Source organism: Aurantimonas marina (genome assembly GCF_017183135.1).
Lineage (GTDB): Bacteria > Pseudomonadota > Alphaproteobacteria > Rhizobiales > Rhizobiaceae > Aurantimonas > Aurantimonas marina.
In genome coordinates this window covers 28510-54350 of the sequence record NZ_JADDXW010000011.1, presented here as the reverse complement: position 1 = coordinate 54350, position 25841 = coordinate 28510, and the positions used below count along the sequence as shown (strand labels likewise).

Genomic DNA, 25841 nt, shown 5'->3' with positions numbered 1-25841 from the left:
GCATGCTCCCTCTCGCGCACTATCTCCCCGAATTCGACGCGAACGACGGAACGCCATTCGAAAGTCTGGCGCCCGTGGATCGGCCGCGCAAGCCGACCTTTGAACATCCGATCCTCGTCGCCAGCCGCGACGCCACGGCGGGCGCCGTTCCTGTCGTTTCGTCGCCTATTCCGGAGATCCTCGAGATCGATGAGGTGGTCGATCTCGTCCTGCCCGAAGCAGAGATGCCTGATCTGGCGGGCGAGGCGCATTGGCCGGCAACGGATATGCCGGGATCACTCGACTTTGGTGACGGAACCGACGCCTTGCCGGACGCGGAAACGGACGGCACCGAAACCCTTGATGAGGGGCCGCTCGCCCTGCAGGCGGAAATGGAGGGGGCGATCGAAGCAGCAAGGGCCGAGGAACGCGAGCAGGCTGAAGCTGCTCAATCCGCCGCGATCGAGGCGGCGCGTGCCGAGTGGGCGATGGCCGAAGGCGAGCGGCTTGCGGCCCTTCTTTCGGATCGGCTCGACCGCATCGAGACGGCTGTGCGAACCACCTTGGCCTCGGTGTTGCGACCGATCGCCGTTAATACCCGCCGGCGTCAAAGCGTTCTGGAACTCGCGGACGCGACCCGCATGCTGATCGGCGACGGCAAGGCGCTGTCGGTCCGCGCGACCGGTCCCGCCGATCTCATCGCGGCTCTCGGCGACGTCCTCAAGACGGACGGTGACTTTGTGACCTGGCAGAGCGACGAAAACATGGTCGATGTTCGGATCGAGTGCGACCAGACCGTCATCGAGACGCGTCTGCAAGACTGGCGCGCGGCACTGGAAGAGGCCCTCGCGTGAGCGACCAGTCCGGAGCGGGGCATCTCGAGCGCCAGGAAATCATCATCGTTCGTCGCCGTGCCAGTACCGAGGAGGCGCATCACGGCGGTGTCTGGAAAATCGCCTTCGCCGACTTCATGACGGCGATGATGGCGTTTTTTCTCGTTATGTGGCTGACAAACGCTTCGGACATGGCGACACGCAGGCAGGTCGCGCAGTATTTCAATCCGATCAAGCTGAACGACGCGGCGCCCGCGACCCGCGGCGTCGAAAGCAAGGACGACGGCGCCTCGCGCCAATCCAACGAGCAGGGACAAAGCCGGGTGGAGACCAACGGGGATCCCCATGGCAAACCGCTGGCCGGTGATCAACTCGGCGGAGAGGAGCAGGCCTTGTTCCGCGATCCTTACGCGGTCCTGGCCGAGATTGCAGCGGAGAGCGTCTCCACCAGTTCGGACAAACTCCAGGGTAAGCCTGACGGATCGGGTCTGCCAGGGCTGAATGGCGGCGACGCCTATCGCGATCCGTTCGACCCCGCATCGTGGCAGCTCTCACCCAACACTGTGGAAGGCGGCAAGCCGTCCGAAGTGGCCCCTCCGTCCGAATTCCAGACTGCGGTTCTTCCGCCTGAAAATTCGGCAGCGAGCGAGACGGCCGCCGAGGAGATGACCCCCGTGGCGGATGGGGCCGCTGCGGCGGAGACGGCCGACGATTCATCGATGCCGGACCTCGACGTCGCGGCATTGGATGGACAGGCCGCCCCCGGCGAACAAGCTGATCCGGTTGATGTCGTCGATGCGGCATCCGAGCAAGCGACGGCGGTCAGGTCGGAAATCGAGGCCGAACTCGCCAAATCGGGGCAATCCCTGCCCCCCAATGTCGAAGTGACCGCGGGGGATGGCGGTGTCAGAATCTCCCTTGCCGACGATCTCGCAACCGGAATGTTTCAAATTGGATCGGCCAGGCCGACGCCGGAAGCCGTGGCGATGATGGAGAAGGTCGCCGCCGTTCTAGCCCGGCGCGTGGGTGATGTAGTCATTCGGGGGCACACCGATGCGCGCCCGTTCCATAGTGCAGAGTACGACAACTGGCGCCTGTCCACCGCGCGGGCCCACATGGCCTACTACATGCTGACCCGCGGCGGATTCGAAGAAACACGCGTGAAGTCAATCGAAGGTCTGGCGGACCGCGACCCGAAATTTCCCGACGATCCGAAAGCTGCCGGCAATCGGCGGATCGAGATTCTGCTGATCGAGCCGGTCACGTGAACCCGCAGCTTGCTCAATGCCTGGGAGGGGCCGTCGTGATAGCGCTGATCGCTGCGGGACCGGCCGCGCTCGCCGAGCAAATGGCACCGCCGGCCGCGGTCCAGCCGGACGTTGAAACGGCGGCGGCTGCGCGGGTCCGTGCTGCGGGCGAGGCGGCCCAGGCAGCCGCCGCGCGGGAAGCAAACGTCGCTTCCGGCCAGGAGACGGAGCCCGCCGTTGCGGCTCAAGAGGAGGAACCCACCGATCCAATGGCATCGAAATGGCCGCGTGAACGCGGACCGATGCCCTACGAGATCGTCCGGTCGCTTCAGTTCCTCCAGGATCAGGTCGCACGGGGCAATGGACCGGCGATCCGCGTGCAGTCGATCCTTCTGAAGCGTTACGGTCCGACCTTCCTCGCGTTTGAACCGGAAGTTTGGGAGGATGCGCGCAATCGGCGCGCCGCCGCGTTGTTCGTTCTCAGCGGTGGACCACCGTCCGTGCTGCGGGGTATCCTGGCCCGGCTAACCCTTTCGCCGGACGATCGTCCGCTGCTCGAAGGTGCACTTGCCTATGTGGAGAACCGCGGCGCGGAGGCCGAGAGAAACCTATCAATAGTCGATCTGACCCACGCGGAGAGCGGCCTTGCGGCACAGGTCAACCTCGCGGTCGCCCAATTGCAGCAGGTGGACAAGCCGGTAGAAGCGCTGCGGCGTCTCGCGCAGGTCATGCTGGTGGCACCGGGAACCTTGCTGGAGGAGGCGGCGCTTCGTATGGGTGTTCTGCTCGCCGAGGAGACCGGGGACCAGGAAACGGCGGACCGCTACGCTCGGCAGTATTTCGATCGTTTTTCCGCCTCGGCCTACGCGGGTAATTTTCGTGCTCGCTTCGCCGCGGTCTATGCCGCCCGTCCGGCGGGAACGGAGGATGCGGTCATCGCGACGATAGCGGATGCGACGGCAATGATTCCGCGTTTGGAACAACTCGGTATCTATCTGGCCGTCGGGCGGCGGGCTTTGGTGGGCGGCAATTTGACGCTGGCGGCCAAGGCGGCAGCGAAGGCGCTGACCTATGACGAGGCTAGGGAGGGCGAGCGCCAGCGGGCGCTGCTTTACGAGGTCGCTTCCACATTGACGCTACGGGACTTTGCCGAGGTGACGGCGACGCTCGAGGCGATCGATCCAGACGCATTGCACCCGGCGGATCGCGAGCTTCGTAACGCCGCTATGGATGTGCTGAGCGAGATGCGCAAACCCCTGGTGGCCGGCATTGCTGGCTCCGAGGCTCGGCAGGAGGCCGTGAGCGCCTCGCCGATCCTGGCGCGGGGCGCGGCCATCCTCGAGGCTGTACGCGACGATCTGAAAAAGGCTGTACCATGACCGGACCGATACCAGCCCACACCGACCCACAGCCGCTGACTCCTCCAAGATCCACCGGCAGGGAGGCGGGAAGTCAGACGCCATCCGGAGAGAGCTTCGAGTCGACGGTGGACGCCATGGGAAAAAAGGGACGCGACGCGGACGTCCGGCGCGATGGCTCATCGGAGGTTGCGGGCAAGGACGAGCAGGAATCCGAAGCCAACGTGAAGAGACCTTACGACCTGGGTCAGACTGGATACGATCCGGATATCGCATCCCTCCTGGCCGGGATCGACCAGACGAAACGAGTCGGTGCCGGGCCTGAATCTCCAGCCGCCGACCAGCCAAAAGCCGAACGCGCGTCGACGCTGACGCCCCTTTTGACCCGTCATGCGTTGCGGAGCAGCGCCGACACCGGCTCAGCCCAGGCTCAGGCGATGCCCGACGGTGCTCGGGCGATCCCCGACAATAGGGCAACGATGGTCCTAGACCGACCAAATCTTGTCGCCAAAGCCTTCGTGGTTCCGCAGCAGGCCGAAGTGGCAATAAAGGCGCTCGGTGGGAGCGTCGATGGCCGCCCGAACCCGACGCGGGTCGACCTCGTCTCGATGCGCACCGATTTTCAACCGGCCGATACGGTCGCGCTCGACGGTCAGGTGCGCTCGGTCGGCCCAACCCTTACGGCATCCGGTTTCGGGCGTTTTCTGGCATCTTCCGATGCGCAGGTTGACATGAAGCGCACTGACTGGGCCGAGGCTCCCGGCGAAACTTCCAGTGAGGCGGACGGCCAAGACGACGCCGTTGCGATGCGACGTCGCGATGCACCCGGCGCAGGAATAGGCGAAAGAAACACCCAGATCGCCGGAAGAAGCGACAGGAATTCGCCGGATGGCAAGGTGGCCAACGTTAACCGGACATGGGCTGTCGAGGATCCGAAGATCGATCCGGCGGTCGCCAACGATCCGGCGGCAGGCGGACGGCCGGCTCGTCAGGTCGCCTCCGCCGTCACCAGTGCCTTGGCGGATATTCGGCCGACTCCCGGAACCGTCGCGGACGATGGACGATTGCATCTGCGCGCTGGCGGCGCTGCGTTGAAGACGATCCAGATTCAGTTGCAGCCGGAGCAGCTCGGCAAGCTTGATGTCACAATGCGGCTGGTGGACGGGCAATTGGCGGTCCATCTGGTCGCGAGCAAGGCCGAGACGGCGCTTCGCCTGAAAGACGACGCCGAGGGGCTGAAGACGCTGCTTTCCAAGGCGGGTTTTGCGGTTGACGACGCGGCGATCAGCATCGCGGTTCGTGATCCGGCGACGCAGCGATCCCCGTCGGCCTCGCCCTCCGCTCATGCTGGAACTGGCAATGAAGGCCGTGCAGGCGGTGGCACCGCGGAAGACGGGGCCGGGCGGTTTGAACATCGCCAATCCTCGCGCGAGAGACGCGAAGGCGGCCGGGAGCAAGGTCAAGCGTCAGCGACGCCAGCCGGCTCGCCGGCGGTCCAGCGTAATATCGATCCCTCGACCTATCTCTAACTCGAACGGGCAACCGATCAGTTCGATCCCAGCATGATCGGACCGGCTGACCGTTGGCTGACCAAATATCCGATCTGGCAGCCATTTTTCGCGAATGGCAGCCGTTAAGACTTTGTTTACGAAAAAAATTCGTGAGTCGGATTCGATACTTAGGCGAAATTCCGCGCGGATGGTTAACGGACTACTAAATTTGAGGATAGGCGCAAGACTCGGGTCAGGTTAGGTCTTTGTTCACAGACATAAACGTCGAAGGCCGGAGGGTAAGATGATCGTTGTAGTCGACAATCGTGAGCTTGTTACGAGTGGCTACCAGTCCTTGTTTGGACGCGAGGGCGTTTCGGCGGCCGGTTTCCATGCTGATGAATTCCGCGAGTGGGTCGAAACCGCGCCGGAGTCGGATATTTCCGGTGTCGAAGCCTTCCTTCTCGGAGATTTTGACGAGCGCAAGTTCTGCCCGCGCCTGATCCGGTCTCGCTCCAATGCGCCGATGATCGCACTGTCCGAAAGCCGCAATCTGGACGGTACACTCGATCTGTTCGCGGCCGGGGTCGACGACGTTGTCGCCAAGCCGGTCCATGTGCGGGAAATTCTGGCCCGGGTAGGCGCCATTCGTCGCCGCGAAAGCGCCGAGGATACGGGCACGGTGGTCGGAGAAATCGCCGTCTATCAGGATGGGCGAGACGCCGACGTTGCCGGCAAGCCCATGGCACTGCCGCGGCGCGAACGTCGCATCCTCGAATATCTGGTTGCCAACCGTGGCCGTCGTGTCTCCAAGCAGCAGTTGTTCAGCGCGATCTACGGCATCTTTGACGAGAACGTCGAGGAGAACGTCATCGAGAGCCATATCTCCAAGCTCCGCAAGAAGCTGAAGATGCGCCTTGGTTATGATCCCGTCTCGTCGAAGCGCTATCTCGGCTACGGGATAGGGGTTGAGTAAGGGCGAATTGGTTACTAAAGTATTAACAAAAAATGGCCTCGCCAATATATTTGGCGGGGCCTTTTCTTATCCGAATGTTATTTACGTAGTCACTTCACAATCAGGCCGACGCAAGCTTCGCTACCTATTCATGGCCGCAAGTCGTGAACATGGAGTAGCGGACAATGAGCATAAATGGCGTCTTCAGAACGAGTGTTTCGGGTATGAACGCTCAGGCAAACCGCCTGTCGGTAGTCTCCGAGAACATCGCCAACGCCAGTACCAACGGCTACAAGCGCGGCACGACGGAGTTTTCCTCGCTGCTGGTTGCGAACAGTGGCAACGAGTACAACTCCGGTGCCGTCAAGACGCAGGTTCGTCAGATGATCAGCCAGCAGGGCAGCATCTCGGCGAGTTCGTCGGCGAGCGACCTGGCGATCCAGGGTGATGGTTTCTTTGTTGTTCAAGACGCAGCCGGGCGCGATTTTTATACCCGCGCTGGCTCCTTCGTTCAGCGCACCGATGCCGAAACCAACAAGACCTATCTCGTGAATGCCGCCGGTTACCGGCTGACCGGCACGTCGTTGGCGAATGCACGGACCGAAGCGATCGAGCTGCCGGTCGGCAAGTTGATCGCGCCGGCGGCGACGACGACGGCGGAGCTTTCCCTGCAGTTCCCGACGTCGGCGACAACTATCGCAGACCCGACGAAATCTCCCGCTAACAACGTGGCCGATAGCGTCTTTACAAAGAAGCTGTCGCTCGTCGTTTACGACAATGTTGGCGGACAGCGGACGCTCGACGCGTACTTCACCAAGACCGCCGGGGACGCGTCCACCGACAGTACGTGGGAGGTCACGATCTACGATCGTGCCCAATCGACGGATGGCGGCTTTCCCTATGCCGGGACGCCGCTGACCCAAAACATCGTGTTTGACAGAACGAGCGGCCTTCCCTTCACGCCCCCTCCGGCGGGTACACTTACGCTGTCGGACGGCACGGACGTGACGGTCAATTTCAGTGACCTCACCGAGTATGCCACCGACTTCGGCGCCAAGATGAATGCCGATGGCAACCCGGCCGGCGTGATCAGCGAGTTCGCTTTTACTGACGACGGACAGATCAACGGAATTCTGAGCACCGGCAGCGTCATCCCCCTTTACCAGATGAACCTCGCCCGCTTCCAGAGTCCCGATCAGCTCGCGGCTTCGACCGGCAACGTCTACAGCGCGACGTCGACGTCGGGAACCGTGGAGATCGGGACGCCCGGCGGCAACGGATTCGGAAGTGTTCTTTCCGGAGCCGTCGAGCAATCGAATGTCGATCTCGCCACCGAACTGACGGATATGATCGAGGCCCAGCGAAGTTACAGCGCCAATTCGAAGGTGTTTCAGACGGGCTCGGAAATTCTCGACGTACTCGTCAATCTGAAGCGCTGAGCCGCATTCGGCCGGCGTCCGCCAAGGACTTTCCCACGTCATGTCGCTTCTTTCAGCATTTTCGAACGCGCGCGCCTCGCTCGCGAGTGTCTCGGCGCAGTCCGCGCTCGTTTCACGCAATATCTCCAATGTCGACAACCCGTCGGCGACCCGGAAATACGCCAGTCTGAGCACCAGCCGACAGGGCGGTATTCAGATCCTTTCGGTCGCGCAATCGCGGGATCAGGCACTCTTTCGTTCGCTGGTCACCTCGACCGCGACGGTCGGCGCCGTCGAGGTGACCGCGAATGGGCTCAATCGAGTTCGGGAAGTCATCGGAGATGTCGACGCGCCGGATTCCCCGGCGGCATCGCTTGTCGGGCTTCAGAACGCCTTGTCGCAACTCGCCGTCACGCCGGAAAGTCCGTCTTCCGCCGAGGCTGCGGTGTCCGCCGCGAAAGACATGGCCGGCAGCCTCAACCGCGCGAGTTCGGCGGTGCAGGACATGCGGCAGGATGCCGATGCGCAGCTGACCCAGGCGGCGGCGGCCATGACGCGGCTTCTTTCCGAACTGGAAACCGTCAACAAGCGCGTGACGGTTGGCACGGCAACCAATGCCGACATCACCGATTTCGTGGATCGCCGGGACCAGATCGTTTCCGAATTGTCAGGCTATGTCGGCCTCAACGTGCAGATGCGGGCTGGAAACGATCTTGTTCTGACCACCGACTCCGGCATCACCTTGTTCGAAACGACGGCGCGTCCGGTCGAGTTCAAGCCGACGCCAGCCTACAGTGCAACGGTCAGTGGCGGCGCGTTCAAGATCGACGGCGTCAGCGTCTTCGGCCCATCGGCGCCGATGCCGATCAAGAGCGGCAGTGTTTTCGGTCTGTTGCAACTGCGTGATGAAACCGCGATTCTTTTCCAGGGCCAGCTAGACGCGCTGGCATACGCCTTGGTCGACAGTTTTGCCGAGACGGAGCAAAATCCCGCTCCGCCCCCCGCCGCTCCGGACACAAACCGTTATGCCGGGCTGTTCACCGCCAAGGGCATGACCACCGTGCCAGGCTCGTCCGCGGCGATCGTTGGCCTTGCCGGACTGATCCAGGTCGCCGTCGGAGTGGATAATACCGTTGGCGGCGATCCGATGCGCCTCAGAGACGGCGGTATTTCTCACGCCGACCAGGCCGACGAAGCGCGCTTCGTCTACAATCTGAAGGACGCCGGCGGCTTTACCTCCCGAATTAACGAACTCGTCGCGAATTTCTCGACGTCGCGAAGCTTCGACGTCACGCTGGGAGCGGGTGGGACGGGAACGCTGGGCGACTACGCCGCCGCCTCGATGGGATGGCTGGAGAGCCGGCGATCCGAAGCGACGGCGGACGCAGATTACGGCAAAGTACTTCTCGGCCAGACCCGGGAGACGTTGTCGAACCGCACCGGCGTGAATCTCGATGAGGAAATGACCCGGCTTCTCGACCTTGAACGCTCGTATCAGGCGTCGAGCAAGTTGATCTCCACCGTCGGCCAGATGATCGACGCCCTCCTTGCGATCGCCTGATCGGAGACCCGATGTCGAATTTTCTCGTATCCAGCTTTTCGCTCTCGACAGCCCCGCGTACGGCTATTTCCAATATTCAGGCCGATCTCCAGGTCGCACAGAAGGAGGTCACGACGGGCCGCTTCGCAGACGTCGGGCTGGCCCTCGGGGTTCGTACCAGCCAGGCGATCTCGCTGCGCGCCGAATTCGAGAGCACGAACCGCCTGCGCGAAGCCAACGGGCTGATCAGTCAGCGCTTCGACGTCATGCAGACGGCCATGACCTCGATGGCCGCGACGGCGGACGCGTTCATGAATTCGTTGGTGGGCAACGGAACCAGTACGCCCGGCATTTCCGCGACGGTGCAGCAAGCGGCCGCCGGGCTTCAGCAGTTGATGGCGGCGTTGAACAGTTCGACCGGATCACGCTTCCTCTTCTCGGGTGCGGCCACCGAGAAGGCGCCCATCGCCTTCCAGACGGTCGGAGGTGGCCTCGCGCGAACCTACGACGACAATTCGACGGCCAAGGAGGCGACCGCTGACGCGTTTCTGGCGAAGTTCGGATTTGATCAGAACGACCCGGCCGTGGAAACGATCAGTGCCGCGGATCTGGGCGATTTCATCGACACCGAGTTCGACGATCTGTTCGCGCTTGCTCCGACCGCCGGCTCGGGTTGGGCCAACTGGTCGAACGCTGACGGCACGCCCGTTTACAATGTCATCAATGGCGAAAGCCAGATCAATGTCAGCTATGCGGCCGATGCCGCGGCGTTTCGCAACATCACCAAAGCTTACGTGATGCTGGGCGACCTCGGCGCCCTCGGGATGAACGAGGAGTCGCGTCAGCTTCTCACAAGCCGGGCGGTCGAAAGTCTGAGCCAGGGATTGTCCCAGTTGACCATGATGCAGAGCGAGATTGGCGCCAGCCAGGCTCGCCTGGAACGAGCCGACCAGTCGCTGAAAGGCCGCAGCACGGTTTTGAACATGTCGATCACCTCGATCGAGGAGGTCGATCCGTATGAGGCTTCGACGCGGGTGACCAACTTGATGAATTTGCTGGAGACTTCCTATGCGCTGACTGCGCGGATCTCGCGCCTAAGCATCTTGAACTACCTGTAGGCACGGGGGCCGGCGTCCGGCGCTGATGTCGGGGCGCAGTAAAAATCCGGCGGGGCGGAATTTGCCGGCTCTCCGATCGCAACAAATGACAGACCGCAAGACCCGGCTCGGCGCTAATGCGTCATCCGGGTGGGCAACAAGGGGTTGGAATGTATCAGTTCTCTTACGCGGAAGTGGCTCAGGACGTCGAAGTCGATGCCCGCGATCGCGAGCGCCAGGCGCTCGATCATTCGATCGCGCTGCTCAAATCCGCCGAGGCCAGCGGCCCACGTTCGCGCGACGCCATCGAGGCTATCTACACGACCCGGAGCCTGTGGGCGATCCTGGTGGAGGATCTTGCGAGCGCTGAGAACGGGTTACCGGAAGCGCTCCGCGCCGAACTGATCTCGATCGGTCTGTGGATTATGCGCGAAGCGGAAGACATCCGGATCGGCAAATCCCAGAATTTCAAGGGCATCATCGAGATCACCACGCTGATCCGCAACGGGCTGAACTAGGGATGGCGACGCTTCGCATCACGCTACGGGCCGGCGAACGCATCTTCGTCAACGGCGCCGTCCTGAAGGTCGATCGCAAGACCACGCTGGAGTTTCTCAACGACGTCACCTTTCTGCTCGAGAGCCACGTTATGCAGGCCGAGCAGGCCACGACACCGCTGCGCCAGCTGTATTTCATCGTCCAGATGATGCTGATGGACCCGAACAGTGCCGACGCCGCCCGCCAGCTGTTCGGGAAGACCCTCGGGACCATGCTCGGAACCTATCGAAACAATGATGTCGTCGACGGTCTCGCCGATATTCAGGGCCTGGTCGAGAGGGAACGTTGTTTCGAGGCGTTGAAGCGTCTGCGCACGCTCATCCCGATCGAGGACGGTATCCTGCGGGGGACCACGGCACCGCGTGGACCGGCCGCATCCAAGACACCCGAACTGCGGCTTGCCGCGGGAGGCTTTTGATGAGTATTGGCGCCGTCACCTCGACCACGCCGGCATCGACCAGCGCGAGCCTTGCCACCGCGACCAGCAAGAACAGTCTAGATTACGACGCGTTCCTGAAGCTCCTGGTTGCGGAGATGTCGAATCAGGACCCGCTCAACCCGACGGATTCCACCGAATACATCGCGCAGTTCGCCAGTTTCTCCAATGTCGAACAGTCGATCCAGACGAACAAGAAGCTGGATTCGCTGATGATGGTGTCGGCTCTGACGCAGGCGAATTCGCTGATCGGACGGACCGCGACGTCGGCCGACGGTTCGCTCTCGGGCACGGTCGCTGCGGTGCGAGTGGTCGAGGGCGGCGTCGAAGCTCTGCTCGAAGACGGCCGGACGTTGCCGCTCGGCCCTGGCCTGATGGTGGAGTAGACCACGTGAACAAAGCCGACGCTCTCGACATCGTCCAATCCGCCGTCTGGACCATCGTCACGGCCTCAGGTCCGGCGGTGGCCGCCGCCATGGGCGTCGGAGTGGTGATCGCCTTGTTCCAGGCTCTCACGCAGATCCAGGAAGTGACGCTCACCTTCGTTCCCAAGATCCTGGCGATCTTCGTCGTGATCGCGCTGACGGCTTCCTTCACCGGAGCGCAGGTCTACGCATTCACGCAGGAGTCCTACTCCCGTATCGAAAACGGCTTCAACTGACCAATTTGCTGGCTTGGCTCCCGCCCAATAGCCGACGCCAGCCTTGAGCAATCTTCGTCTGCGACGAACAGGACGGCCGGGGGAACGGTGGAAAGCAGTCGTGAGGATCGCGACGCATCTCCCGGCTGAACGCTTGCCGTAGAGAGTAGCGCCATGGCTGTCGACACGCTGGACCCCGTATCCGCCGAAACCAAAGGCGGCCGCGATATTGGATTCGCGATCGCGGTCGTGTTCGTCCTCACCGTCCTCTTCGTTCCAATTCCGGCTTTCCTCATCGACATGGGCCTGGCGCTGTCGATCGCCCTGTCGGTGCTGATCCTGATGGTCTCGCTCTGGATCCATAAGCCGCTCGAATTCTCCGCCTTCCCGACGGTCCTCCTGCTGGCAACCATGCTGCGCCTGTCGCTCAACATCGCGACCACGCGCGTTATTCTGTCGCAGGGTCACGAGGGGGTGAACGCGGCAGGCCATGTGATCGGCGGGTTTTCGCAGTTTGTGATGGGGGGCGATTTCTTCATCGGCATCGTCGTCTTCCTCATTTTGATCACCGTCAACTTCCTCGTCATCACCAAGGGCGCGTCACGTATTGCGGAGGTCGGTGCGCGCTTTACCCTGGACGCGATTCCCGGCAAGCAGATGGCGATCGACGCGGATCTGTCGTCGGGTCTGATCGACGACAAGCAGGCGCATTCGCGCCGCAAGGAGCTTGAGGAGGAGAGTGCCTTCTTCGGTTCGATGGACGGTGCGTCGAAATTCGTGCGCGGCGATGCCATCGCCGGTCTCATCATCACCGCCGTCAATATTTTCGGCGGGATCATCATTGGCATCAGTCGGCACGATATGGACGCGGCCAGTGCCGCCGAAGTCTTCACCAAGCTGTCGGTCGGCGATGGACTGGTCTCGCAGATTCCTGCTCTGATCGTTTCGCTCGCCGCAGGTCTTCTCGTGTCCAAGGGCGGAACGCGCGGCGCCGCTCAGACCGCCGTTATCGGCCAGCTCGGTTTCTACCCGCGGGCTCTGGCGGTCTCGGCCATGTTGATGGCCATGCTCGGGTTCATGCCGGGCTTGCCGTTCCTGCCATTCATGTTCCTGGCCACACTGCTCGCACTGGTCGCCTATCTCGTGCCGAAGCGCCGCCAGGAGGTGATCCGCAAGGCTGACGCAGACCGCGCTCAGGAGCAGGAAGTGGCGCGGGAGGCCGAACGCACCTCGGTGAAGGAGTCGCTGAAGATCGTCGAAATCGAACTCGTTCTCGGCAAGCAGACGTCGGCACATCTCATGCTGCAGCGGGACGAACTCGCCCACCGGGTCCAGAAGATGCGCCGGCGTTTTGCCGGACGTTACGGATTCGTGGTGCCGGAAATCAAACTGTCCGACGATCTTGCCATCGAGGCGAAATCCTACGAAATCAAGGTTCACGGAACCACGGTCGCCTCGCAGCAATTGCGGCTCGGCGAACATATGGTCGTTCTTGGCGAAGCGTCTGTACCGGACGTGCCGCACGACCTCACCAAGGAGCCGGCATTCGGCATGCGCGCCGCCTGGGTCCCGGAGAGTTTTTCCGCCGAAGTCCGGCGCCAGGGTTTCGAGCCGATCGACACGCTTTCGATCATGTTGACGCATTTGTCGGAGACGATCCGCAACAACCTCGCCCAGCTTCTATCCTACAAGGACATGCGCTCCCTGCTCGACCGTCTGGAGCCAGAATACAAGCGGCTGATCGAGGAGATCATTCCCTCGCACATGTCGTATTCGGGCTTGCAGGCCGTTATGAAGCTACTGCTGGCGGAGCGGGTGTCGATCCGCAACCTCAGCCTCATTCTGGAGGCGATCGCCGAGATCGCGCCGCATGTGCGCCGTTCCGAGCAGATCGTCGAGCACGTCCGCATGCGCATGGCGCAGCAGATTTGCGGCGATCTTCTGCACGACGGAAAGCTCGGTGTCCTGCGATTGGGCAACCAGTGGGATCTCGCCTTCCACCAGGCGTTGAAGCGGGACGCGAAAGGCGAGGTCACGGAATTCGATATCGATCCTCGCCTGGTCGAGCAATTCGCCACGGAAGCCACCAAGGTCATCCGCGAGAAGATGGATCAGGGCGAGATCTTCGTCCTCGTCGCCGCCCCCGACGCGCGGCCTTACGTCCGCATGATGATCGAGCGGATTTTCGTCAATCTGCCGGTTCTCTCGCACCTCGAGATCGCCCGCGGCGTCGACATCCGGGCCATCGGTTCGATCTCGTGACGGCGGAACTCTCCGATATCGTCTTCTCGCTATTCCTGATCTTCTGTCGGGTCGGCACCTGCCTGCTTCTCATGCCCGGCTTCTCGTCCTCCCGCGTTCCGTTGCAGGTCCGGCTGTTTCTGGCTTTCGCGGTATCGCTGGCCCTGTCCCCGGCCTTGCTGCCGGTCCTGCAGCCGCTGGTGACAGTGTCGGGAGACAATGCCCGGCTGTCGCTGATCGTGACCGAAATCCTCAATGGCTTGTTCATCGGGCTGCTCGGGCGCAGCTTCATGATCGCGCTGCAATTTGCCGGATATGTCATCGCGAATTCCATCGGGATGGGCCAGGCGATGGGCGTTCCAATTGATGACCAGAGTCCCGTTCCCGCCGTCGCTTCTCTGGTGACGCTGACTGCCACGACGCTCATCTTCGTTCTGAACCTGCATGCCGAAATCGCCAGGGCTCTCGTCGCATCCTACAGCGCGATGCCCGCATCCGCGGGTTTCTCGGTACGCGGCTCCCTCGTCAACATCACTGACAACCTCGACGAAGCTTTCCTCCTGTGCCTTCGGATATCGAGCCCTTTCGTCCTGTATGGCGTCATCGTCAATTTCGCGATCGGGCTGGCCAACAAGCTGACGCCGACGATTCCAATCTACTTCATCTCGTTGCCGTTCGTGCTGGCGGGCGGATTGGTGCTGTTTGGCTATGTGATCAGCGATTTTCTGGTTCTGTTCATGCAGGACTTCGAGCAGTGGGTATTGACCGGATGAGCGAAAACCGATCCAAACTCCAACGCTTGGAGCGCCTGATGAAGGTGCAGGGGCAGAAGCGCCTGCTCGAGGAATGGCGCTTGGGACATCTTCGCAAGGAACGCGACGAGATCGACCGGTCGGACGCCGAACTCCTCGCAAGTCTTGGAACCGGTTCGCAGCTACATGGTCTGTTCGTAGGGGCCAAGGTCCGCAATCTGAGACGCAACGAGGCGGCTCGGCGCACCAATCTGGCGCATCAGAGCGAGATCGAGAAGAAGATTCAGTCGGCCCGTCGATCCGAGAAGGGCGTCGAAAAGATTCGTGACGAGGCGCGACGATCGACGGTCGTCGAGGATGAGGCGAAAGAATTGGAAGTCGGCGTCGACGGATTCCTCGCCCGTAGGCGGACAAGCTTCGAATAAGGCCGGCACGATACAAGAGGCGAACTTGCCCCTCTATGAGCCGACTGTCGCCGATGACCGTTTCTCCCCTCCTATCCGCCGCAAAGACTGAGCCGACGCAGACGACGTCGAAGGTCCCCGATATTCGTACGGTGAAGGATGCGGCTTCGGATGATTTCGCAGCGCTTCTCGATGCGGCGGCCCCTGACGACGCGTCGTCGTCGCCGGTTGCGCCCATCATCCCGCTTGTCGCCCATGAAGCACGCACTGTGCCGCCGCTTGAGCAGTTCGAGGGCTTCGTCCTGCGCAGCTTCGTGGAATCGATGTTGCCGTCCGGAGCTTCAAGCTATTTCGGATCGGGGACCGCGGGCGGGATCTGGCGTTCGATGATGGCGGAGGAGATCGGCAACGAACTCGCCAAGGGGGGCGGCATCGGGATCGCCGCGTCGATCGCCAACGAGCCCGGCAGTAGCTTCGGTGCGGTCGGCGGCCGCGATACCGCCAGCGACAGCCTGAATCAAATGCTCCGGCAAAACGACATCGCGCGGGCCGGGACCATCCGCAAAGACACCGCAGAATAGGAACGTCGACTTGGATACCATGCTCGCAAAGGCCATTGATCGGCTCGAAGCCGCCCTTTCCACCGAGACCGAGGCGCTCGGCATCGGTAAGCCCGTCGATCTGATGGAGATCACCGCCCGCAAGAACCAGAGCCTGCTCGAACTCAGCCGTCTGGCGCGTCGACCCGAGGCTTTGGAGGAAGACCGGGCCGCCCGGGAACGATTGACGGGTCTGGCCAAGGCGATCGAGAAGAACCGCCGCGCGCTTGAACTGCACGTTCGCGCCAGCCACGAGATTTCGGCGTTGATCGCCCGTTCGATTACCGACGCCGAATCCGACGGCACCTATAGCCTGCAGCTCGGGCGCAAGGCCGCCCGGTCGTGATCAAACTGGTGGCTGTTGGTCTTTGGGTCTGCGTTGTGGCGCTCGGGTCCAGCTATGTCATGGCTTCGAAGAACGCCGATGCCGCCACCGAAGGGACGGACTCGACCTATTTCGAAGGGCTCGACTACCGTAAGACCGGCAATATCACGATCCCGATGATCGCGGACAAGGCGATCCAAGGTTATATTCTCGCGCAATTCGTCTTCACGATCGACGGCAAGGTGGCTCAAAAGCTCCAGGTTCCGCCTGATCCGTTCATCCTTGACGAAGCATTTCGGCGCCTTTATTCGACCGACGGCTTCAACTTCGAGGAGCCGCAGCGCTTCGATCTGACCGCTTTGACCAGTTCGATTCGCGACGCGGTCAATGCACGTTACGGGCAGGAGCTTGTGCACGAACTCCTGGTGGAGCAGTTCGACTACATCGCCAAGAAAGACATCCGCAACGGGCGGCCCGAGGTCCAGTAGACCCGTTCGTCGCGTTCAGATGGAGCAGGGCCTGCTCTGCGCTCTCGCGGTGGGGTCCTTATCGCTGATTTCTAATCGGGGATCGCATAGTAGCGGCCGGTCAGACGCAGGATTTCCGCCCGGTTGGCGGCGATAACGGGACCGGTAAAGCGCAGACCGATCTGGAGTCCGCGCGTCCAGACGAGCGTGGCGGCCTGGAACGTGCGATCGACCTCGTCATAGAGCGCGATCAGGGTCGGTAGACGACGCGCAGCGTATCGCCCGACCCTCGCGCCCTTCGATGAGCGGTCGATCGCCGTGCCGTCTTCAAGGAACGTCCGTTCGAGGGTCACGATCTTGACCGGCTGGATTCGGGTGCGCCGACGAGGCACCATACGGTTCTCGGAGCGCGGCGAGGTCGAACGCATCGTCATGAAACGCATTGTATCGCGGCGGCGGCAAACAAATCCTCAACATCTGGCGGGCCGGGTGGCTCTGCCTTTTGCGGCATTTATCCAGGGTGGATGTCGTTACCACGCTGAAACATCGGCACCACGCTGAAACATCGGCGTTTCGACTAATCTCGTTAAATTGGCAGAAAGCCTTAACCTGTGAATGCGATGTTCCGTAGCCAAGGCCGTTGAGCGGCTTTCGTCGAGAATATCAAGGGTTCGAGGTTCTCTTGTCCGCGTCTATTCGCCATCAACCGGCCGCCAAGGCGTGGCCACCGGACGATTTGTATCCGCCCGCGCCGCGCTCTGACCGGATCTTGAATCTCGGATTGGTAGGGCTGGGATTTCTATCGATCAGCTTCTTCTCAGCCGTCACCATCATATCCGCGCTGGACCCCAGTTATTTCAACCGTCCGCTTCTCGACCAGATGATCACAGGGTCGACGGACAAGCCCGATGGCTTGGTCGAGGGGGCCATACCCGTACCCAAGCTGGTTCGCGCGGCCGCGCTGAGGCCCCGTGATTTCCAGATCGTCATGGTCTTCGGCTCGGAAGCCCATCTGGCCTCGCCCGGGGAGCTCTGGCGCGTCAGAGTGGGATCACTGGTTCCCGGACTCGGCGAAATTCTCGCGATCGAGCCGGGAGACAACGGCGGGACCGTGCGCGCCGAGAACGCAACACTGACCGGCATCCGCAACTGAGGGTTGCTCCGCACGACATCCAGCCCGCTGTCGTCTGACCCGTTCGGCTATTTTTTCTCCAGCAGCACCTGACCTTCCTTGCGGAGGCGGCCCTTGAGCTTTTCGGCGATCGCCGCGAGAAAGGCAGGGAGATCGACCTCGACGTGAACGGCATCGTCGAGAACGTCGAGACGTCCGGTCACCGACTGGCCCATCACCCGCGCCCGGAAGTCGAGATGGCCGTCCGTCCACACATCCTCGAACTTGACCATGCCGCCGAGCATGTCTTGCCGCAGCTTGCCGAAACCTTCCTCGATCCGCGTGCGGGCCGCCTCGCGGCTCAGCTTGTGGGGAATGTCGACCTTGATCGTTTCGGCCATCAGGGGCTCCTTGTTGCAACAGCCCGGCATATGGCGACGGCGCTTTGGCTCCGCAACTCACGGTTCGCCGATGGATGTCGCTGACGACGAAAAAAGGGCGACCTCGCGGCCGCCCCTTCGCATTTGTACCAAAAGAAGCGCGCCGCTGCCTCAGCCGACCGTGGCCGAACGGGTCTGTCCTCCGCCGCTCCGCCGGCGCCGGTTGCCGCCACTGGGCTTGGCCTTGTTGCCGGCCGCCGGACGCGCGCCGCGACCCTCGCCGAAGCGTTGGCCACCACCGCCGGGGCGTCGGCCCTGGGGCTTGGCGCCGCGAGGCGGGCGCTTCTCCTCGGGAGCGTTCAGATCGACATGGGCCGCGTAATCGGTCTTCTGCAGATCGAATGTCAGGCCCGTGAGCTTTTCGATCTGGCGCAGCTTCGAGCGTTCGGACGGATCGACCAGCGCCACGGCGATGCCGGATTTACCGGCACGGGCGGTGCGGCCAATGCGGTGGACGTAGCTTTCTGGCTCTTCCGGCAGGTCGAAATTCACCACATGGCTGATATCGTCCACATGGATACCGCGTGCGACGATGTCAGTGGCGACGAGCACGTTGATGTTGCCGGACTGGAAGGCCGCGAGCGCCTTCTGCCGCGCCGCCTGGCTCTTGTTGCCGTGGATCGCGCCTGACTCGATGCCGGACTTTTCCAGATCGGCGGACAACCGGTTGGCGCCGTGCTTGGTGCGGGTGAAGATCACTACCTTGGCGAATTCGGGCTGGGCGAGCTTTTCGATCAGCCACAGCTTTTTGGCCTTCTGAGGCACGAGATAAACGCTCTGGTCGATCTTCTCGACCGTGATCACTTCGGGCGTGACCTCGGCCCGGACCGGCTTGGTCAGGATCTTGGCCGCGAGGTCCTCGATCGAGCGCGGCATGGTCGCCGAAAACAGCAGCGACTGGCGCTCCTTCGGCAACTGCCCGACGATCTTCATGACGTCGCGCACGAAGCCCATGTCGAGCATGCGGTCAGCCTCGTCGAGAACGACGTGGCGGACCTCGCCCAGGATGATGGCGCGCTGGTTGACGAGATCGAGCAGCCGGCCCGGCGTGGCGATGACGATGTCGACGCCGCGGCGCATGGCCTCGATCTGCGGGCGGATGGACACACCGCCAAAGATGACATGATGGGTTAGCTTCGTGCCGGCCGTGTAGGCCTTGACGTTGCCTGCGATCTGCGAAGCGAGCTCGCGTGTCGGCGTAAGGACGAGCATCTTCGGCGTCTTCGGAGCAGGACGTCCGCCCTTTTCCAGAAGCGCATGGATGACCGGCAGCGAAAACGCCGCAGTCTTGCCGGTGCCGGTCTGAGCGACGCCGAGGACGTCGCGACCCTGCATCACGGCGGGTATCGCCTGTGACTGGATCGGTGTGGGTTGCGTTATGTCGAGACGCGCAAGCGCGTCGAGAAGCGTGTCGGCCAGGCCGAACGCCTTGAAATCGGTATGGGTCAATGGATGCCTTACGGGATGCGGACGGTGCGTCCGCGAAGAAGCCGATCGTCTTCGCGCATGCGGACGGATCGACGGGCCGTGTCGAAATGCGAAACCCTCGACCGAAGCCGCGGGCCGATTCGATTGGCGCTGGCGAAAATCCCGAAACCCTGATGGTGTCGAGAAAGAAGCAGGCGCTGCGCGATCACGGCGTGATGAGGACGCATATCGGCTTTAAAGTGCGGCGCGTCAAGGCTCTTTCGCGCTGCGCCAGGTCAGTTGGTTCGCAATCGTCTGGCCGATCCGGCGCAAGAAGCTTGTGCGCGCAACCTGCTGGGCGGCGTGCAGTGACACCTCTTGCACGGTTTCGTCCCCGCGCGAGAACCGTATCCAGCCGAGGCGCTGGCCCTTCGCGACCGGTGCCGCGACCGGACCGTTGTCGAGGATTGTCCGCGTCACGTCCGCGAGGCTGCCCCGCGGCACCAGCAAACGGAGTTCGGAATCGGCGATGAGCGGCACCGTTTCGGCGTCGCCGTCGCGGACAGCTATCTCGCCGACGGCTTCGCCGATCTTGATCAGCACCACCTCCTCGAATTCCTGCAAACCGTATTCCATCAGCCGCCGCGTCTCGCGCGCCCGCTCGTCGGCCGATTGCATGCCGCTCATCGCCAGCACGATGCGCCGCCCGTCCCGTTCGGCCGAGGCGACGAGACCGAAACCCGCCTTGGCAGTATGGCCGGTCTTCAGCCCGTCGGCGCCGACGCGCAGCAGCGGATTGCGATTCTGTTGTTTGATGCCGTTGAAGGTGAAACTTTCCTCGGCGAAGAGCGGATATTCGTCCGGAAATTCGCGGATCAGATAGGCGGCCAGACGCACCATATCGCGCGCCGTCACATATTGCTCCGGATCGGGCAGACCGTGCGGATTCGTGAAGTGGGAGTTTGTCAGGCCGATCTTCTTGGCCTCGGCGTTCATCTTCTTGGCAAAAGCAGCGACCGAGCCGGCTAAGCCTTCCGCCACGACGATGGTGGCGTCGTTGCCCGACTGGATGACGATGCCCTTGATTAGGTCATCGAGGGTGACCTCCGAGTTGAGCGGCAGGAACATGGTGGAGCCGCCAGATTCCGCGCCGCCCTCACGCCACGACTTTTCCGAGACCGTGAAGCGATCATCGCGCTGGACGGTGCCCTCGCGCAATGCGTCGAAGATCACGGCCAGCGTCATCAGCTTGGCCAGGCTCGCCGGCGCGATCCTTTCGTCGGCGTTCTTCTCGTAGAGCACCCGGTCGGTGGAAAAATCGACGAGGAGAGCCGTCGGGGCAGTGGTTTCGAAGGCCAGTGCGGGGAGGGGCAGCACGGTGACAAGGGCGAGGGCAAGCATGACGAGCAGCGTCGGGAGATATCTGGCCCGCTGCACTATCTGCTCCGCCCGTGTCCGACCCGCTTCAATCGCTAGATCACAGGAATCCGATACCGGTCTCTTTGCGGCTTCGATCATTGGCCTCTCCGTTTCACTTCGTCTGCGACCGCTCACCGGCGTCGTGAGATGCAGGATGCACCCAGTCCTACGCGGTTTCGATTAAGAAGAGCGTGAAAGCTGTCCCGTGGCCATCCCTCCGTTCGGTTGCGATCGTGCGTATGCCGATTGCGAGACGGCCAGTGCTAGGCGCAAATCTGGAGACGGCTTCACCCCTCGATCTCGGCCCGCCGCATTTCCAGCTGCAGCCATTCGTCCTCGGCCTTCGACAGCGCGGCCCGGTTCTTGTCGACCGCGCTCGCGAGTTCGGCAAAGCGCTTGGCGTTCTTGGCGAAGAGTGCCGGATCGGCCATCTCGGCCTCCGCCTTGGCGATCGCCGCTTCCAGCCTGGCGATTTCCTTCGGCAGGTTTTCGAGTGCGAATTTCTGCTTGAAGGAGAGCTTGGGGCCGGACCTCGTCGCGCTCTGCTGGGCACCCCAGCCACCTGAGCGGCGCAGTGGTTTGGCCGCCGCGGTGCCGCCGGTGGCTTCGGTCTTTCGGGTCTCGCGCTTCTGGGTGAGCATGTCCGTGTAGCCGCCGGCATATTCCAGCCAACGGCCATTGCCGTCCGGCGAAATCACGCTGGTTACCGTGCGATCGAGGAAATCGCGGTCGTGGGAGACGAGAAGCACGGTGCCGGGATAGTTGGCGATCAACTCCTCCAGGAGGTCCAGCGTTTCCATGTCGAGGTCGTTGGTCGGCTCGTCGAGAACCAGAAAGTTAGCCGGCGTCGCCAGAGTTTTGGCCAACAGCAAACGTGCCCGTTCGCCGCCGGAGAGCTTGCCTGTGGGGGTGCGGATCTGCTCGGGGGTGAACAGGAAGTCCTTGAGATAGCCCACGACGTGGCGCGGCTCCCCATTGACCATCACCTGGTCGCCGCGCCCGTCGGTGATCGCATTCTGCACCGACAGATTGTCGTCCAGCGCCGCGCGCTTCTGATCGAGGAAGGCGAGATCGAGATTGGTGCCGAGCTTGACCTTGCCGGAATCGGGTTTGAGCTCGCCGATCAGCATCTTCAACAAAGTGGTCTTGCCGATGCCGTTCGGACCGACGAAGCCGACCCGGTCGCCCCTGGCGATCCGGGTGGAGAAATTGTCGATCAGCGTGCGTCCGTCGTAGGCCTTCGAGATTCCGACGGCCTCGATGACGAGCTTGCCGCTCTCCCGGGTCGCGCTGGCCTCCATCGACACCTGACCGACGGCGCGACGCGTGTCGCGGCGCTGCTGGCGCAGATCGTGAAGGGCGCCGAGCCGACGCATGTTGCGGGTGCGCCGCGCGGTGACGCCGTAGCGCAGCCAGTGCTCCTCGCGCACGATCTTGCGGTCGAGCTTCTGCAGGTCGCGCTCTTCTTCTTCCAGCACCTTGTCGCGCCAGGCCTCGAAGCCGGAAAAGCCTTCATCGAGGCGTCTGGCCGCGCCACGGTCAATCCAGACGGTGGCGCGAGTGACCCGTTCCAGGAACCGCCGATCATGGCTGATCACGACGACGGCGCTCTTCATCTGCCGCACTTCGTCCTCCAGCCATTCGATGGTCGGCAGGTCGAGATGGTTGGTCGGCTCGTCGAGAAGGACAATATCAGGTTCGGGTGCCAGCGTCCGGGCGAGCGCCGCGCGGCGGGCCTCGCCGCCCGACAGGTTCTCCGGCTTCATCTCCTCGGTCAGCCCCAGCGCGTCGAGGCACCGCGTCACGCGGTGCGGGTCGTCGGCCGGGCCAAGGCCCGAGGCGACATAGGCGCCAACGGTCTTGAAGCTGCCGAAGTCCGGCTCCTGCGGCAGGTAGCGCAGGGTCGTGCCGGGCTTCAGGAAGACCTCGCCGGAATCCGGCTCGACCTGCCCGGCGGCGATCTTCAGCAGCGTCGATTTGCCGGAGCCGTTGCGCCCGACCAGCGCGATGCGCTCGCCGGGAAGGACGTTGAGTTCGACGCCGGTCAGAAGCGGCGTGCCGCCGAAGGTGAGGCGAACGCCGTCGAGGCGCAAAAGGGGAGGGGGTGCCATGGCGGCGTTCTAGCCGGGATGGGGAGAAGGGGGAAGGGCGGCAGTGCCAGAGTCGCCGCAAGCCCTTGGTGCGTCGTTCCAAAACGGGTGCAACACCTGCGGATAAGTTGTTTGAAAGATTCGCGATCCAAGTAAATTTCCGTTTACGAGCCATAGCTAATCTCGAGCGATGATCCCTTGGACCTCCTCATCGCCGCGCAAGCGATATTCCCGCCAGCCCATCCGGTTCCGACGGAAGCGGCGTTCGTGGCTGCCGTATCGCATGATCCGGGATGCCGTATCGGTTGCGACAGTTTTCGCGGTCATGGTGGGTGTCGGTCTTGCCAGGGAGCAGGGATGGTTCGACCGGCTCGAACGCTTGGTTCCCACACCATCGCAAACGACCGGGCCTCGCTCCGCCGCACGCCGCATTCCGCTTTGCTCCGGTTCGGTCCGCGTGACCTGCGTCGTCGATGGCGACACAGGATGGGAGGCTGGCACGAAATGGCGGATGACGGGTATCGACGCCCCCGAGGTCTCGAAGCCCGGCTGCGCGGCCGAGAAAAGTATAGGCAATCGGGCGACCCACAGGCTCCAAGCACTGATGTCCGGCGGGTATTCCTTGCATGGCGGCGGACTGGATCGCTACGGACGGCGGCTGGTGTCGGTGACGCTTGCGAACGGCCGTGATGCGGGCGAGGTTCTGATGGCCGAAGGTCTGGCGCAGCGATGGCCGAACAGCGGCAACAAATGGTGCGGCTAAACGGTCGGACTCGATCTGGCTATCATCCAGCACCCGAAACGAGCGCGCTCATTCACGTCACGCCGTCCTGTGCATGGACATCCACGGAAAACCAGCACCGGCGGCCCGCCGCGGATGTGGCGTCCATCGTCCCTCACACTGAAAAAATTGCGTCGAATAATCAGTCAATTCCTTAATCTTAGGAGGTTATGCCGGAGGGCTCAACGAGATTGGAACCGTGATGCGCGTCGTTTCCCGCGTGGTTCTTGACCACAATATTCCGTTTGTGCTGCTGGCGGCGTTAATGTGCGTCGTCGGCGCCGCTGTGACGATCAGCTTGTTTCGGCGCGCGCTGCACAATGACGGTCTACGGCGCCATGGCTGGAATTTTCTGACAGCCGTCAGCGCCGGCTCCGCCATCTGGGCGACCCACTTCATCGCCATGCTCGGTTATCGTCCCTCGGCCGCGGTGACCTTCGATCCGGTACTCACGCTGGTATCGATCCTAATCGCCTTCGTCGGTTCGGGCATCGGCTTCTCTATCTGTGCGAAGTGGCAAGCCCGCTCCGGGACGATTGTCGGTGGCGGTGTCATCGGCTTGTCCATCGCCGCAATGCACTATGTCGGCATGCTTGCGTACCGCGTCGAAGGCCTGGTCTCGTGGAATCAGGCCTATGTCATGAGTTCGATCGCGATGGCCGTCGGCCTGGCCATCGCGTCGGTCGCCGCCGCCCATCGCTGGGTGCGCGGCGTGAAGCGGCATGTCACGACGATACTGCTGGGGGTCTCTATCGTCACTCTCCACTTCATGGGCATGGCGGCATTCGAGGTGTCGCCGATAGCGGGAGTGGGAGCCGGCGTGGACAGCGCGGCGTTCGCCGCCATGGCATTGTCAATCCTGATCGGCGCCATGATCATTCTCGGCACGGGCATATCCAGCTATCTCATCGACGACCGCACGCGCGCGGTATCGAATGAGCAGTTGCAACGAATGGCATCTCACGATCCGCTGACGGGACTGGCCAATCGTCGGGCGCTGCGGGAGCGGGTCGACACCGCTTTTCTCTCGGACAACCGTTCCGGGTATCTGCTGGTCGATCTCGACCAGTTCAAGATCGTGAACGACACGTATGGCCATGCCGTCGGCGATGTCCTTCTGGTGGAGGTGGCCGATCGCATCCGACGGGTCGTTGGGCCGGACGATTTCGTCGCGCGAATCGGCGCGGACGAATTGGCCGTGCTGGTCTCCGGCACTGATGAGGATGCTGTCGGCATGGCATACAACATCATTCTTGCGCTCGCGGATCCCTTCGAGATTCTGGGCCATGTCATTTTCACGGGATGCAGCATCGGCATTTGCCGGACCGAGCGGGCCGAGACCGCCGAAGGGCTGATGCAGTGCGCCGACATTGCGCTCAACGAGGCCAAGCGCACCGGCCACAACCGCGTGTTTTCCTACGAGGAGGGCATGCTCGAGAAAGCCACCGCCCGTCATCAACTCGAAACGGACTTGATGACGGCCTTGGAAAACCACGAGTTTCGTCTCGTCTATCAGCCGATCCGCGATCTGACGAGTGAGCGGACCGTTGGTTTCGAGGCGTTGATCCGATGGCACCACCCGACGCGCGGTTTGGTCTCGCCCGCCGACTTCGTCCCGTTGGCGGAGGAACTTGGATGCATTGTGACGATCGGCGGCTGGGTTCTCGCCGAAGCCTGCCGCGAGGCCGCGACATGGCGAGACGGCATGTACGTTGCCGTCAATGTCTCCGCGGTGCAGTTTCGAACGCCGCTGCTATTTGCGCACGTCACCCAGGCTTTGGCTAAAAGTGGACTGCCGGCGCATCGCCTCGAGGTCGAACTGACCGAAACGGCGATCGTCTCCCACGGCACGCATGTCGCCCAGACGTTGAAGGCGCTTCGGGCATTGGGGATCAAGGTCGCGATGGACGACTTCGGAACCGGCTATTCTTCGCTCGCCCATCTGCGTGACCTGCCACTCGACCGGATTAAGATCGATCGAAGTTTCGTGGCGACGGCGGCGACCGACAATAGCTCCATGGCGGTCCTTCGGGCAGTGACGCAACTCGGCCGGGATATCGGGATCGCGACATTGGGAGAGGGCGTTGAAACGGTCGAGCAGCTGCGCTTGCTGAAATCCCTGGGTTGCGACGCCGCCCAAGGGTATCTGATCGGCAAACCCGGCGGTGTCGGAACAGCATCGTTTGAGAATTCGGCTGGCCCGAAGTTCGCGGCCGCAGCCGCCCATGCGTGATCGGACCCTCCCAAAGCAAGA

26 protein-coding genes are annotated in these 25841 nt (G+C 62.5%); 21 read left to right on the top strand and 5 right to left on the bottom strand.

Annotated elements, in window-relative coordinates:
* Window positions 1-2 precede the first annotated feature (2 nt).
* The 18 genes from ING15_RS13275 (at window position 3) to ING15_RS13190 (ending at window position 16360) form a co-directional block, all read left to right on the top strand.
* Entirely contained in the window at window positions 3-833 is an 831-nt protein-coding gene (locus tag ING15_RS13275; RefSeq protein ID WP_206455304.1) for a hypothetical protein, read from the top strand.
* Window positions 830-2080: a MotB family protein gene (locus ING15_RS13270; RefSeq protein ID WP_206455303.1), complete on the top strand. Its 1251-nt coding sequence runs from the start codon at window positions 830-832 to the stop codon at window positions 2078-2080. Before ING15_RS13275 ends, ING15_RS13270 begins: the two co-directional genes overlap by 4 nt.
* 35 nt (window positions 2081-2115) lie before the next feature.
* Window positions 2116-3438, top strand: coding sequence for a hypothetical protein (locus ING15_RS13265; protein ID WP_206455302.1), 1323 nt, complete (start codon window positions 2116-2118; stop codon window positions 3436-3438).
* A complete protein-coding gene (gene fliK / locus ING15_RS19945; protein WP_408628696.1) occupies window positions 3435-4946 on the top strand; it encodes a flagellar hook-length control protein FliK in 1512 nt (503 codons plus the stop codon). Before ING15_RS13265 ends, fliK begins: the two co-directional genes overlap by 4 nt.
* Window positions 4947-5211: 265 nt before the next feature.
* Complete coding sequence (locus ING15_RS13255; RefSeq protein WP_206455300.1) at window positions 5212-5883, top strand: response regulator transcription factor; 672 nt, start codon at window positions 5212-5214, stop codon at window positions 5881-5883.
* A 164-nt stretch (window positions 5884-6047) separates the two neighbouring features.
* Window positions 6048-7301: a flagellar hook protein FlgE gene (locus ING15_RS13250; protein WP_206455299.1), complete on the top strand. Its 1254-nt coding sequence runs from the start codon at window positions 6048-6050 to the stop codon at window positions 7299-7301.
* Window positions 7302-7341: 40 nt separating this feature from the next.
* Window positions 7342-8841 (top strand): flagellar hook-associated protein FlgK, encoded by a 1500-nt coding sequence (gene flgK, locus ING15_RS13245; RefSeq protein ID WP_206455298.1) that lies wholly within the window; start codon window positions 7342-7344, stop codon window positions 8839-8841.
* An 11-nt stretch (window positions 8842-8852) separates the two neighbouring features.
* Window positions 8853-9938, top strand: a complete 1086-nt coding sequence (locus ING15_RS13240) for a flagellar hook-associated family protein (protein WP_206455297.1) — start codon at window positions 8853-8855, stop codon at window positions 9936-9938.
* A 149-nt stretch (window positions 9939-10087) separates the two neighbouring features.
* Window positions 10088-10435, top strand: a complete 348-nt coding sequence (flaF, locus tag ING15_RS13235; RefSeq protein WP_206455296.1) for a flagellar biosynthesis regulator FlaF — start codon at window positions 10088-10090, stop codon at window positions 10433-10435.
* A gap of 2 nt (window positions 10436-10437) precedes the next feature.
* Window positions 10438-10893: a flagellar biosynthesis repressor FlbT gene (flbT, locus tag ING15_RS13230; RefSeq protein WP_206455295.1), complete on the top strand. Its 456-nt coding sequence runs from the start codon at window positions 10438-10440 to the stop codon at window positions 10891-10893.
* Entirely contained in the window at window positions 10893-11297 is a 405-nt protein-coding gene (gene flgD, locus ING15_RS13225; protein ID WP_206455294.1) for a flagellar hook assembly protein FlgD, read from the top strand. The genes flbT and flgD overlap by 1 nt, the downstream gene beginning before the upstream one ends.
* Window positions 11298-11302: 5 nt before the next feature.
* The gene (fliQ, locus tag ING15_RS13220; RefSeq protein ID WP_206455293.1) at window positions 11303-11572 is read left to right on the top strand and encodes a flagellar biosynthesis protein FliQ; all 270 of its coding nucleotides are present in this window, start codon (window positions 11303-11305) and stop codon (window positions 11570-11572) included.
* Between the two features lie 153 nt (window positions 11573-11725).
* Complete coding sequence (flhA, locus tag ING15_RS13215; protein ID WP_206455292.1) at window positions 11726-13813, top strand: flagellar biosynthesis protein FlhA; 2088 nt, start codon at window positions 11726-11728, stop codon at window positions 13811-13813.
* On the top strand, window positions 13810-14565 hold the full coding sequence (locus ING15_RS13210; protein WP_206455291.1) for a flagellar biosynthetic protein FliR: 756 nt from the start codon (window positions 13810-13812) through the stop codon (window positions 14563-14565). Before flhA ends, ING15_RS13210 begins: the two co-directional genes overlap by 4 nt.
* Entirely contained in the window at window positions 14562-14969 is a 408-nt protein-coding gene (locus tag ING15_RS13205; RefSeq protein WP_206455290.1) for a hypothetical protein, read from the top strand. The genes ING15_RS13210 and ING15_RS13205 overlap by 4 nt, the downstream gene beginning before the upstream one ends.
* A gap of 53 nt (window positions 14970-15022) precedes the next feature.
* Complete coding sequence (locus ING15_RS13200) at window positions 15023-15529, top strand: rod-binding protein (RefSeq protein WP_232845756.1); 507 nt, start codon at window positions 15023-15025, stop codon at window positions 15527-15529.
* Between the two features lie 10 nt (window positions 15530-15539).
* Entirely contained in the window at window positions 15540-15893 is a 354-nt protein-coding gene (locus tag ING15_RS13195) for a flagellar protein FlgN (protein WP_206455288.1), read from the top strand.
* On the top strand, window positions 15890-16360 hold the full coding sequence (locus ING15_RS13190; protein WP_206455287.1) for a hypothetical protein: 471 nt from the start codon (window positions 15890-15892) through the stop codon (window positions 16358-16360). The genes ING15_RS13195 and ING15_RS13190 overlap by 4 nt, the downstream gene beginning before the upstream one ends.
* Window positions 16361-16431: 71 nt before the next feature.
* Here the strand turns inward: ING15_RS13190 and ING15_RS13185 are convergent, their stop codons facing one another.
* Window positions 16432-16773: a hypothetical protein gene (locus tag ING15_RS13185; protein ID WP_206455286.1), complete on the bottom strand. Its 342-nt coding sequence runs from the start codon at window positions 16771-16773 to the stop codon at window positions 16432-16434.
* A 335-nt stretch (window positions 16774-17108) separates the two neighbouring features.
* Here ING15_RS13185 and ING15_RS13180 point away from each other — a divergent pair, with 335 nt between their 5' ends.
* Window positions 17109-17492, top strand: a complete 384-nt coding sequence (locus ING15_RS13180; RefSeq protein WP_206455285.1) for a hypothetical protein — start codon at window positions 17109-17111, stop codon at window positions 17490-17492.
* A gap of 47 nt (window positions 17493-17539) precedes the next feature.
* On the opposite strand, the gene ING15_RS13175 is transcribed toward ING15_RS13180, so the two are convergent.
* The 4 genes from ING15_RS13175 to ING15_RS13160 all read right to left on the bottom strand — a co-directional run bounded on the left by ING15_RS13175 (window position 17540) and on the right by ING15_RS13160 (window position 22827).
* Window positions 17540-17851: a polyhydroxyalkanoic acid system family protein gene (locus ING15_RS13175; RefSeq protein WP_206455284.1), complete on the bottom strand. Its 312-nt coding sequence runs from the start codon at window positions 17849-17851 to the stop codon at window positions 17540-17542.
* 150 nt (window positions 17852-18001) lie between these two features.
* Window positions 18002-19339 (bottom strand): DEAD/DEAH box helicase, encoded by a 1338-nt coding sequence (locus ING15_RS13170; RefSeq protein ID WP_206455283.1) that lies wholly within the window; start codon window positions 19337-19339, stop codon window positions 18002-18004.
* Between the two features lie 228 nt (window positions 19340-19567).
* Window positions 19568-20734 carry a D-alanyl-D-alanine carboxypeptidase family protein gene (locus ING15_RS13165; RefSeq protein WP_332873823.1) on the bottom strand — a complete coding sequence of 389 codons (1167 nt, stop codon included), beginning with the start codon at window positions 20732-20734 and terminating at the stop codon, window positions 19568-19570.
* A 269-nt stretch (window positions 20735-21003) separates the two neighbouring features.
* The gene (locus tag ING15_RS13160) at window positions 21004-22827 is read right to left on the bottom strand and encodes an ABC-F family ATP-binding cassette domain-containing protein (protein ID WP_206455282.1); all 1824 of its coding nucleotides are present in this window, start codon (window positions 22825-22827) and stop codon (window positions 21004-21006) included.
* Window positions 22828-23089: 262 nt separating this feature from the next.
* Here ING15_RS13160 and ING15_RS13155 point away from each other — a divergent pair, with 262 nt between their 5' ends.
* Together ING15_RS13155 and ING15_RS13150 are read left to right on the top strand one after the other, a co-directional pair.
* A complete protein-coding gene (locus tag ING15_RS13155) occupies window positions 23090-23569 on the top strand; it encodes a thermonuclease family protein (protein ID WP_206455281.1) in 480 nt (159 codons plus the stop codon).
* A gap of 220 nt (window positions 23570-23789) precedes the next feature.
* Window positions 23790-25820 (top strand): putative bifunctional diguanylate cyclase/phosphodiesterase, encoded by a 2031-nt coding sequence (locus tag ING15_RS13150; RefSeq protein WP_206455280.1) that lies wholly within the window; start codon window positions 23790-23792, stop codon window positions 25818-25820.
* The last annotated feature ends 21 nt before the right edge of the window (window positions 25821-25841 follow it).